The organism is Aquipuribacter aurantiacus, assembly GCF_051216895.1.
GTDB lineage: Bacteria > Actinomycetota > Actinomycetes > Actinomycetales > JBBAYJ01 > Aquipuribacter.
This window is the reverse complement of sequence record NZ_JBPKAO010000022.1, coordinates 1-10,834: the sequence shown is the minus strand read 5'-3', so window position 1 is coordinate 10,834 and position 10,834 is coordinate 1. Positions and strand designations below refer to the sequence as shown.

The window sequence follows — 10,834 nt, the reverse complement described above, 5'->3', positions numbered from 1 at the left end:
CCGACCCGCCCCGGGTGGTCGCGCGCCGGAGCAGGGCAAGCCCGTAGTCACACCGCAATCAGAGGGGGGGGAGGCCGCGGCCACCGCGTAATCCTTCGAGTGCTCTCTCAAGGGGCGGTTCATCCCGCCGCGATGGTTCTGTCTGTCCCCAGTGAAACTGTGTCCCCATGCTGATCGAAGCGGGTGGGGCCGCCGCCATCGTCGGGGCATTGATCGCCTTAGCAGGCATCGGCCTGCAGTGGAGGGCGCTGCCGGGCCGAGTGGCGAGCCGGCAACGCGAGCTCGAATCGCTGGATACAGTCGCCGAGGCGATGGGGCGCTTGTACGGCATTGTTCGGCACGCCGACGAGCAACCTGTCAGCGACGAGGGCGTGCGGGAGGCGGTGGTCGCCTTCGAGCGCACCCTGGAGGCGCATGAGGCGCTCCTACCGGACGTGCTGAGACCAGTGCGGCGGGAGGTGCGCTTCGCCCTCGCTAACTGGGTCGGCGGTCCGGCCAGCGCGGCCCTGTCACCCGAGGCAGGCCTCCTGCCGAGCCACCGCTTCGACAGGAGGTGGTGGTGGCTGGCGGACTCCTACATCGAGTACCTGCTCGCCGCGGTTCAGCAATCCCGTGCCGGCCGCACGCCACCGCGGTTATGGCGCTACGACCAGTGGCCGCTCCACTTCGACGGCTGCGCCTGCCCGCCGTCGCTGGCAAACAGCGCCTGCGCGAGCTGACTCACCTCGAGCTCAATGCGATCTTGGCCTGGGTGGCTCGCGCCACCGATGGCTCGCGCGGGCACGATCACGTCGTCGCGCTGGCCGCGCGCGGTGCACCGGTGCGGTTCGGCTCAGGAGTCGTAGGCGTGCCGGACGACCCGCCGCCACGCGGGTGGCAGCGGTTCGGGATCGGTGTCCGTGCCGCGCAGGTAGGGCCGGCGCATGCGCGCCGACTCGGTCTCCGCCCACGCCCCAATCACCCATCGCGCCAGCGCGACAAGTCGCAGTGCGGTTCTTGCGGGAGCGACACCGAGGTCGGGCAGCGACAACGCCGCCTGGAGGTCATCAACGTTGGGGACCTCCGCATCGGCGACGAGAGGCCCCCAGGACAAGGGGGCGAGGCTACGCCCGGAGGCAGCCGCCTGCGCCGTCACAGCGGCAGAGAGCTGTTGCCGATGACGGCGGATCTCCGTCAGTGCCACCAAGGGGTCGAGGTACCGCGTCGGTACTTCCTCAGCAAGGTCGACCGGGCCGATGCTGCTGACACCGGCCGCCTGGAGCAGGCTGGCCACCTCGCCGACGCTTCGGCCAAGGAGCGCCCGGCGGTCCAGCAAGGAGGCGACGGACTCGCCAGAAAGTGTCTGCTCGTTGGTCGGGGAGCTGATCCAGGCTCCACAGGGCTCACCCTGCAGCGTGAAGGCCCACAGGGCCACGCCGTCACCGCTGTCCCGGGGCGCCACCACCAGTGGAGCACGGGTGGGGCGACCGCCGACCATCACCGGGCCCGCCGTCGCTGTCGTGACTTCGGCGGCGTTCGTGTCCTCTTCGTGGTCGAAGTCCTGTCCCGCCGCCGTCGCCCCGGGCGACAGCGTCTCGGGCTCCACGTGGGAAGGGACCGTGCTGCGGCTCATCTGCGTAGGTCGCTGCGGATCGCGCGGGCCAGGTACTCCTCCTGGTTACCGCGCCTCACCGGGGACTCGTTGACGTGCTCCGAGGGTGGGGGGTAGCCGAGCCAGGCGCGGAACTCGTCGATACCGACGACCGGGATGCCGTAGCCGCGGGCCTTCTTGGCCTTTCCGGACAGGCTCGCCGGATCGGCTGCGACGACGAGCGTCACGTCCTTGGTGACTGTGGAGCGGGGTTCGAAGCCGTGCTCGGCGGCGCGGGCGAACCACTGTTCACGGGGCTCAGGCATGCTGCCGGTGAAGACCACGGCCTGGCCCATCTCCAGCGACCACGCCGACGTCGGACCACCCTCGAAGCGGGCGTCACCCAAAGCGGACTCGACACTGCTGTCGGGCAGCCCCAGCAATCGGGAGACACGCACCAGGTCGAGCAGTTCTTCCTCAGTCACCAGGTCGTCGGCGACGGCGAGCCGGGCCAGCGCCTGCAGGTAGCCGCTGTGCAGCCGCAGGACGTCTCCACGGCTCAGCCGCAGGTGATCGGCGAGGCTCCACAGCGCCGCAAGCTCGTCGGCGCTCAGGTAGCGGTCTGCGAGGGCCACGTCCAGGACGGCGAGGTACGGGTCGGCCAGTGCGCTGGAGTCCACGCGGGGCATGAAGTCGACAGTGCGCGCGAGCAGGGTCGGGTCCGCGCCGCGGTCGGCGAACCCCGTCCGGGTCCTTAGCGCAGCCCGGACGGCCGGTACCGGGACCGGAGGCCAGCCGTTAGCCGCCTCGACGGCGCCGTCCCACGGGGGGCTGGGGTGGGTGGCCTGCAGGTAGTGACCAAGCAGGGCCGCAGCACCGCGGGCGTCGGAGGCGGCGCTGTGTACGCCGTTCAGCGGCACTCCGGCACGGGCGCAACAGTCCCGAAGGGTCCGGGACGCGTTGGGGAGCAGCAGCCCAGCCCAGTGCATCGTGCACACGCCCCGCTCCGCGAGCTGCGGCACCTCGACCTGCATGCGTGCGTACTCCGCGCTCAGGAACAGCCCGTCGAAGGCGATGTTGTGCGCGACGAGGACTCGGCCGGCCAGCAGCGCGGCGACCTCGTCGGCCACGTCGGAGAAACGGGGCGCCTGTGCCGCGTCGGCGGCGCTGATGCCGTGCACGTGCTGGGGACCCATGTCTCTGTCGGGGTTGAGCAGGGTGCACCACTCCCCCTCGACCCAACCGTCCGCGTCCACGTGCACGACTGCGAGCTCCACCACTCGGTCGTGCAGCCGCGGCGAAAAGCCGGTGGTCTCAACATCGACGACTGCGTACACGTCTCTCCCCTGCTCGTCTTTGAGCCACCGACCGTAACCAGCCGGCCATGACGGCGCGGGCACTTCAGAGAATCCAGGTGCAACCAGGGCCGCTGGAGCGACCGGTCGTGGTGTTGAGGCGTGAACCGCCACTGGGACCTTCGACCGGCTGCCGACGAGCAGCCCCCTCAGACGGGATTCCGCGGTGGGGTTCTAGTTGGTGGTGGTCGCCATGTCAGGCATGGCGCTGCTCGCCTCCTCGACTGCTGAACGGCACGACGTCGGCGGCGCCTTGGTCGCTGCCGTTGGACGGTTCGCGGGCGTCACGACGGAGCCACCCGCGGACCTCGTCATGGTCGAAACGCGAGACCTAGCTAATGCGGTGGGTGTGCAATCGGCCTCAAGGCCTCGGCGAAGGTGCGGGTCAGGGTGAGCATGCGTCAGGTCTCGTGTNCAGGCATGGCGCTGCTCGCCTCCTCGACTGCTGAACGGCACGACGTCGGCGGCGCCTTGGTCGCTGCCGTTGGACGGTTCGCGGGCGTCACGACGGAGCCACCCGCGGACCTCGTCATGGTCGAAACGCGAGACCTAGCTAATGCGGTGGGTGTGCAATCGGCCTCAAGGCCTCGGCGAAGGTGCGGGTCAGGGTGAGCATGCGTCAGGTCTCGTGTTGGGCCGCTTCGGCGGTGCCGGTACCGTCCACGACCCGGGCAGAAAGTGGTCGATGTCAGCCAAGGTGGGCTCCGGCACGGCGCATGACCGCCTCGACCGTCAGTAGCGGGTCGGGCAGCTGCGCGGCGGCGGCGCTCAGGGTCGCGAGATCGATTCATCGGGCACGTGCAGCATCACGGCCTGGAAAGCCCACACCTCGTTGCCGAGCCGGTCGATCCGCTTTCAGACCCGGAGCAGCTCTTCGGACAGCCGTCGAGGCTGCAGACTTGTTCAGAAACTCAAGGGCGCCTACAACAACATGAGTCGAGGCATCGCTGCCCCTGTTTTTCGCTCTAGACCTCGTGCCGGCGAGACGCTATCGACAGTAGAAGCCGTATGCGGCCGCCGGGTGGAGCGACCGAAAATCGACCCACTGATCGACGAAGCGCGCACCCATCCAACCGACTTCGTCACAATTCATTCTGTTGTCTCGGCGATTCGAGCTCCGCAGTCAGGCTGCGCTCCATCGACGCATTATTCCCGTCGCGGGAGGCCTCGATAACCGAACGAACGAGCATCAGCGACAAAACGGTATCGATGGACTTGCCAAGAAGCCGCACATTGCTCGAATTCTTGGCAAGCGGCCGTAGCCTTTGAAGTACATCAGCACGATTAAAGTGCATCGCCTCGTCTCGATCCATATGGCTCAATCGATGATCGACTATCCGCTCCATCACCTCCATAGTCTCAGGCTCCGTCAGATGCTCAAACTCAATCAGCGCATCGAAGCGCGAAGCAAGTGCGTCGCCCAACGACTCTTTGATCTCAGCTTCCGAGGCGTAATTCGACGTACAGATTATGAGAGACGGTCCCAACTTGACGGTGTAGTTCTTGTCAATGAATCTCCCGTCATCAAAGAGCTGGTAAAAGGCACTATGGAAAACAGGGTTTGCCTTGTCAAACTCGTCGATGAGTATCACCCCGGATTCGCGATCCAACAAATCACGCGCAAAAGACGCCTCTGAGTGGCCGCCGCCGAAGATGTAGGAGGCGAATTTGTCGCTGTGATACATCGAAAACTGCTTTCGGAGTAGCGAACCACCGAGTAAATCATTGATGAACTGCGCTGTCTGAGTTTTTCCAACGCCAGAAGGGCCGTAGAGCATCAGAACAATTGGTTTGTCTCGATTCGGCCGCACGAGCGGGTACATTGCCGCAAGCAACAGATCCTTCACGGACTTCTGGCCCACCAAGTGATCGGCGAAGCCTTGGTCAAACTGCAATAATGTGGTGTCCGTTACCGTGGGATGCGCAAAATGCACTTCTTTGACGCCCTTGTACATGCGAACAAGTTGCTCATAGACCCGAGCTGGCGGATTGTTGATGTACAGCTCCCTAGGCCGCAGAGTACGCACAAGGCGAGCAAAGTTGCTCAGGACGTGTTCGCTCAGACTCGCAAAATCACTGGACTCTGCTGCTACGCGCCTAGGCCGACGAGGCTTTGGCGGAGACTCGTCATCGCCCTCTCGCATCCCAACAACCCTGAGTTGCCGTTGCTGCTCGTCGAGGCCTAGCGCCAAGGTGACAAGGTTCCTTACCTTGCCCGTTCCTACTTGTTCGTGAAACCAAGCTGGCGGACCGAAGTAGATCACTACTTGGGTCTCAGCCATGTTCTACTCCCGCTAGCACTACGTCAAAGACGTCAAGCAACTTCACAGCCGCAGGCTCCCGATCGACAGGACCATCAACTATTTCTATAGCCGTTGGCGTTTTGCTCTCGTCGCGCGAAGTATCCGACCCGCCCATCTCGGCGTCAACACTCAGACTTGTTTCCGTGGTCTGCCCTACGAGCACCCCGTGATACACCAAGCGCATGCGTCCCAGATCAGTGAGGCCGTAGTTGTTGCGAAATGCAGCAATATTGAACCGCAATACGCAACTAGCTGCTACCGCGCCCGGCTCACGAGCGAGTAGCTCGTAGTAGCCTTTGGCCCGTTCCAGCGCCTCGTCCATACGGGCAAGATCTAGGCCAGCTTCAACCGCTTTGGCGACGACCATGTAGGGCGTATACATCTTCATAAATGCCATGGAGTCCTTGGGGGCGGTGACGTCGAATCCGCGAAGGGCCTTTACCCGCTCGTCACCAGCAACGCTCGCAAGGTAGTCGGTGAGGATGGTGTTCGAGAGGGTCTTGTGCAAGATGCTTTGCCCTACACGGGATACATCAAATCCTCCGCCAGTCTCAACTGACGCACCAAGAAATGGCAGCCAAGAGAACTTTGCCGCAATCTTGGACTCGACTTCCGCATGTGTCTTCGCGGACCGGTCCCTGATGTACTCGCTCCGCGTCGACGCGTTCCCGCCGGCGGTGATGTCGAGATAGTCAGAAGCAGACTGTTCGTCGAAGTACACGATCTTTACTATCGAGGCGCCAGCCTGTGCCCCATTTCGAACCCCATCCATCTTCGACACCTTCACTCCTGATAAGCCGGTCTCCATTCTAGGTTCAGACCGAACCACGAAATCCCAATAGCCTTCGATAGAGGGCAGTGCGGCAAATTTACTTGCGTAAAGTCCACTGAAGCAACCCCTCCCCCCCTTTCCTCAAAGTTGTCGCAGGCAATCCGGCAAATCTTGCCCGCGCGGTGGGTCCGCTTGCCCGATCCTGTTGTACTAGATCAATTTGCGCGGCTCCGCCGCACGCCCGCGCCGGGAGTGCGGCGCAGGCGCCGTTCCTGGCGCGGGCGCTAGGCGTCGCGCAGACCGTCAACTCGTTCGAGCAGAGGGTGGCGCGCTAGCGACCCTGCTGTTTCCGACGCCGGGGCTCCGAGACGTCGCAGTAGTAGGCCAGCGCTGATCATGTCCAACTGTCCGCACAACCTCGCCACTGCTCGCGTAGCACGGCGAGACAGTCCTGTATGCGCAACGCCGTTCCTGGTCTCTTTCACCTCACGGACGAACTCCTGGGATGACTGGGACCCGAGTATCAGCTCTAACGCCTCCACAGGCAACGTGAGGAGCAACGCCGACAATCTATCCGCAAACGTCAACGAAAAGTATCCGTGTGCCATCTTATTGACCAGCCCGCGGTCCCTACGGCTCAGAGAACGCAACACAAGACGCAGCAAGGACCGCTCCGAGTCACGTTCCCCCCGATCAGCGACCAGCCCCAACTTTAGGGCCTCCCTGTGGTACTGCTCCAAAGCCCCACACTGCAACACCAGTCGAGCGTAGGGCGGAAGATCCTCCACGCCGTGTGACAGAAAAACGGCGGCGAATCCCGCCAACGCGTCCCGATCGTTCCACCATCGAGGCCAAAGCGTGAAAACGGCCTCGGATGCGGGGACTGGCCAGCCAGCATGCCGCCGCAGAATGTCGTTTGACGATCCGACACGCTCGCTCATCAGAGTTGAGCATCTGCCGGAGACGCCCAACACCTCGATGGTCTGAAGATTCGGATGCACTGTCCCGTCCAGTGTTGTCACAAAGACATCCTGTAACCGGACACGCAGGCCGCTAATCCGCACCAGTTCACCAACCGCTAGCGAGAAGCCTTGTTCTAGCGGAATGATGAATCGACTTAGCAGATCCGAGAAGGACACGGGCTGCAGCAGTCGTACGGTGATCCACTCCTCCCCGTAAACCGTAGATCGGTAGCCCCTACCCACTTCTCCCGTCGTGAACAGTTGAGATTCAAACACCGCATCAGAAGTGGTCACCCTATGGCTTGAGGTGCGACTCAAGGTCGCGGAGACCATAGTGGACTCGCCAAAGTCTGCTCGGCTCCGTACGGGGTCTCGCGCCATCCAATCGTTCAAGAGTTCAAACTTCGCATCAAACTCAATGTACGACTCTTGTTGGCTGTCTACGGTCGCGCCGACAAAAGCGTGCTCAATGGATGCGACGAGACGCGTGGGGCGACTTGGGTGCGAATCCGACTGTATTGAGACACGACTCGCTCGCAACGTTAACTGTCCGGCGGGGCTCGAATACCAGAATGTAAAAGGAGGATTTATGGGCTGCGCGACGGATAGCCCGGTCAAGTCACAGGTCAACTTCATCGCGGCTAAGTCGAATTCACCAGGTGCGGGCTCGGAAGCGATGCCTCCATGCCAGGGCCCGTACACCTTCGAATCCGCGCTGAGTATCATCCCAGCAAACTATACCTGGCAGCCCCTGCTCCTGTCCTGAGCATCGATCCGCTGACCGCTCGCTGGCCGTGTTGCTTGCTAGAGCCGGTCAGGGACGACCTGCGAAGTCCACTCTCGCCGCTTTGCCTGGGGTCGTGCCCGTGGGGCGGCCGAGCGCCTGGCGTTCTGACATGGCTCCTAGACGCCGAAAGCTAGTCTGCTGAGTGATCACTCTTGGGTCAGGTTGCTACTGCGCCACGGTTGCGGACCGACATGATCATGACAGGTACGTTCGACAATGATAATCGCCGCGTTCAGCGTCGTAAGCGACGGGGTTATCTCGCGGCATTAGGCTGACTCGGGAGTCACGTTGACGACGGTTCGGCCACGATCATCAAGGTACGGTGGACCAAGGGGACGGATATCGAGAATGCCCTGTGTGGCTTGCGCAACGACGACCCGCTGTCCCTGGACGGTCCCGTGGAAGTTGGCCACGGCCTCGTGAGGGTAGTCGTCACGAGGACACCGGGGGCGACCTCACGCGTCGCCCTTAGGGGCCGCATGGTCCCTGTCCTGGCATGTATGTTCTGAAGCCAGCCACGCGAAGATCCTGCCGGGAGACCGGTCAGTTGCAGAACAGTGGGGACTGGTCGTCCGGTAGGCCCGGCTGTGTGGTGCCGGTAGGAGTTCGTCAGCTGGCGATCGTCAGCGGGTGGAACCCGAAGGCAAGACGGGCTCTTCTGCAGTCGAATCCTCCGTGGACGTCGTCCGGCCCGGTTACCTGGCCCACCCTGGCTCGGGAAGTGGAAGCACGGTCTGGACGTAGACGTCGATGAGGCGCCGACCGGCAGGCTGCGTAAGCTCTACATCGTTTGCGCTAGCTCCCGCACTGAGGTCGAGACCTGACGTTGCCGACATCGCGGCTGCGGCCGCGGCCACAGTGGCTTCGGTGGCCATGCCGATACGAGCTCCCACCAAGGGCGGCAGAGGCACGTGGTCGTTGTGGCGGAGCGCGCGAGGATCCACCGGGCTTTTAAGAGTGTCCAGACGTCCGTCACGTCGGCGGACTTCAGCATCGAGGGCGCCCGCACCGCTAGCGAAGTACCCGGCTAGCGCGCTCCGTGCCGAGACGTACGCGGTGGTCTGAGGCGCGGTGTCCGCGAGGTGCTGCGCCAAGTCCACTGCCGCGGTGAGAGCCTCTTGCAGGGTGTGGGCGACCTCGGGCAGGTCGACACGTGTTGTGACGTCCGCGGGGGTTGCCGGAGACGTGGTGTGGTGGGCGATCTCGAGGATCGCGGCGCGAACCTCGGCTGCGGTGGCGAGGAGGTCTGGGTCGGTGCGGGCGGTGCTGGCGTCGGTGAGTCGGCGCCACTGTGCGGCTAGGTCGGCCCAGGCCGCCTGCGTGGCCTCGAGAGCGGGTTCGGCACGCGCGCGCAGGGCGGGGTCGAGCCGCCCGGTCTCGACCCCGGCGCGGATGACGGCGGAGGCGGCGGTGGCGATGTAGGCCTGGGTCGCGGCAACAAGAGCCAGGTTTGCGGGAGTTGGTTCGTAAGCGGTCACACGGTGGGCATGGATGTCCCAGCGGACCAGCGCCGCGTCGAGGCGTCCGACACCGTTCATGGGGGCTTGGTGTTCGCCCTCTGCTGCGGCGACGAATCGGCGGCCGACGTAGGTACCGGCGAGGCGTTCGAAGACCTCGAGCCGTCTCAGGGCTTCGGTTCCCCGCGGCACGGCGCGAGTCTCCCTGACGTCGCGGGAGCCGTGGGTCCGGCGCAGCTCGTCCTGCACGTGCTGCCGTACGGCCAGCCCGGTGCCGTGGCTGGCCACGTGCAGGGCATGGATCACCCTGGTCCGCGCCGCCAAGACGTCCGCGCGGACGACTGACAGCAGCCCGGGCCTCGGGGGCTGCGTGTGGAAACGGTCCACCAGGGCGGCGGCGCGGGTAAAGGTCTCCGCGATGCGAATCAGCCGCTCGTCGGCAGGCCCGTCCCCGGGCCAGCCCACCGTCAGTTGGCGGCGGTGCATGCGTTGAGCGTGCGCCTGCAGGCGGGTCAGGATCTCCGCGTCCGCCCGTCCTTGGGCATCAGGCGTCGGGACCGGAAGGCTGCGCCACAGCTCGGCTGCTGCTTGGACCGTCTCGCCCCAGGTGCGAAGCAGGGCAGCGGCCTGGTCGCCATCAAGGTCGAGAAGCAGATCGCGGGCGAGGTGGTCCGCGTCTCGCAGCAGCTCGCCGACGCTGCGACGGTCATGGGCCCAGACGACGAGTGGGTCGTCGTCGAGATCCGCCGGGCGCGGCCGCCCAGCCGACGTCACGGCCGTCTCCCAAACGGGCCCGCTTGGTCGACACCCCGAAGGACGGTGGCTTCGGCAAGAAGGTCGCAGATCCGGATTACGAGGCCGGACATGCCGGCGGGGAACGCGTCTATCGCTAGCGAGCGAGCCAGGACCTCCGCCGCAGCGAGGGTGTCGAGCGCCCCGGCGGGGACGTGTTCCGGCCCGTAGTCGTCGACGGGCGGCTGCGCCATGAGGTTTGCCGCCTCGCAGGCCGCGAGCTCCGCCCCGAGGGCAAGCGGATGCCCGGCCGAGGAGAGACCTTCCGCCTGCGCCTGCAGCCGCACCTGCTCCGCGGTGTCCTGCAGGAGCCATCGCACCTGCGCCAGCACGACTGTCGCCTCTGAATCCTTGCCATCCGGTTGTGCAGGTGGCGACGGTCCGAGACCAGGTATGGCCTGCTCGTCGAATGAGCCGCCCAGCACGACGGGTCCGTCGAGACCGGCGTCGTGACCGTCCATACGGTGCTCCTCCCGCGCTCGCCTGCCTGACCCCTCGCCTACGGCGATGTCCGCTTCAGGACGGGTCCCTCGGCGACCGGTGGCCCTGTCGCGAGGCCTCTGTTGCCTTGAGAAGGGGCAGGCAGGGCGGCTTGGTGGTCACTGAAGGAGCACCAGAGTTCGTGACGCTCGAACCCGGGCCAACCCGGCACCGCATCTGTCGTGGCTCGAGTCCCTCGCAATGCCTTGAGCCCTAGACCGTGACCCGTCCCTGTTGCCGACCTTCCGTGTCTCCTGCGTCACGCCGCTCCAGCGGCTCTCGACGGCCCTGGCGGTCCTTCGTCCCCCCCGCAGCGAAGGACCAAGATCATCTGCCACACACCTCTTGCACCATCG

At 64.8% G+C, this 10,834-nt stretch carries 8 protein-coding genes; 1 reads left to right on the top strand and 7 read right to left on the bottom strand.

The window, feature by feature from the left end; all coding sequences use genetic code 11:
- Positions 1 to 167 precede the first annotated feature (167 nt).
- Positions 168 to 719, top strand: coding sequence for a hypothetical protein (locus ACR80Q_RS18080; protein WP_435379048.1), 552 nt, complete (start codon positions 168 to 170; stop codon positions 717 to 719).
- A gap of 113 nt (positions 720 to 832) precedes the next feature.
- Here the strand turns inward: ACR80Q_RS18080 and ACR80Q_RS18075 are convergent, their stop codons facing one another.
- The 7 genes from ACR80Q_RS18075 to ACR80Q_RS18045 all read right to left on the bottom strand — a co-directional run bounded on the left by ACR80Q_RS18075 (position 833) and on the right by ACR80Q_RS18045 (position 10,459).
- On the bottom strand, positions 833 to 1,585 hold the full coding sequence (locus tag ACR80Q_RS18075; RefSeq protein WP_435379047.1) for a DUF6218 family protein: 753 nt from the start codon (positions 1,583 to 1,585) through the stop codon (positions 833 to 835).
- A 23-nt stretch (positions 1,586 to 1,608) separates the two neighbouring features.
- The gene (locus tag ACR80Q_RS18070) at positions 1,609 to 2,970 is read right to left on the bottom strand and encodes an exonuclease domain-containing protein (RefSeq protein ID WP_435379046.1); all 1,362 of its coding nucleotides are present in this window, start codon (positions 2,968 to 2,970) and stop codon (positions 1,609 to 1,611) included.
- Between the two features lie 1,037 nt (positions 2,971 to 4,007).
- Complete coding sequence (locus ACR80Q_RS18065) at positions 4,008 to 5,207, bottom strand: AAA family ATPase (protein ID WP_435379045.1); 1,200 nt, start codon at positions 5,205 to 5,207, stop codon at positions 4,008 to 4,010.
- Complete coding sequence (locus ACR80Q_RS18060; protein WP_435379050.1) at positions 5,200 to 6,000, bottom strand: DUF6414 family protein; 801 nt, start codon at positions 5,998 to 6,000, stop codon at positions 5,200 to 5,202. The genes ACR80Q_RS18065 and ACR80Q_RS18060 overlap by 8 nt, the downstream gene beginning before the upstream one ends.
- 284 nt (positions 6,001 to 6,284) lie before the next feature.
- On the bottom strand, positions 6,285 to 6,941 hold the full coding sequence (locus ACR80Q_RS18055; protein ID WP_435379049.1) for a HEPN domain-containing protein: 657 nt from the start codon (positions 6,939 to 6,941) through the stop codon (positions 6,285 to 6,287).
- Between the two features lie 1,503 nt (positions 6,942 to 8,444).
- Positions 8,445 to 9,980 carry a hypothetical protein gene (locus ACR80Q_RS18050; RefSeq protein ID WP_435379044.1) on the bottom strand — a complete coding sequence of 512 codons (1,536 nt, stop codon included), beginning with the start codon at positions 9,978 to 9,980 and terminating at the stop codon, positions 8,445 to 8,447.
- Positions 9,977 to 10,459, bottom strand: coding sequence for a hypothetical protein (locus ACR80Q_RS18045; protein WP_435379043.1), 483 nt, complete (start codon positions 10,457 to 10,459; stop codon positions 9,977 to 9,979). The genes ACR80Q_RS18050 and ACR80Q_RS18045 overlap by 4 nt, the downstream gene beginning before the upstream one ends.
- Between the last annotated feature and the right edge of the window lie 375 nt (positions 10,460 to 10,834).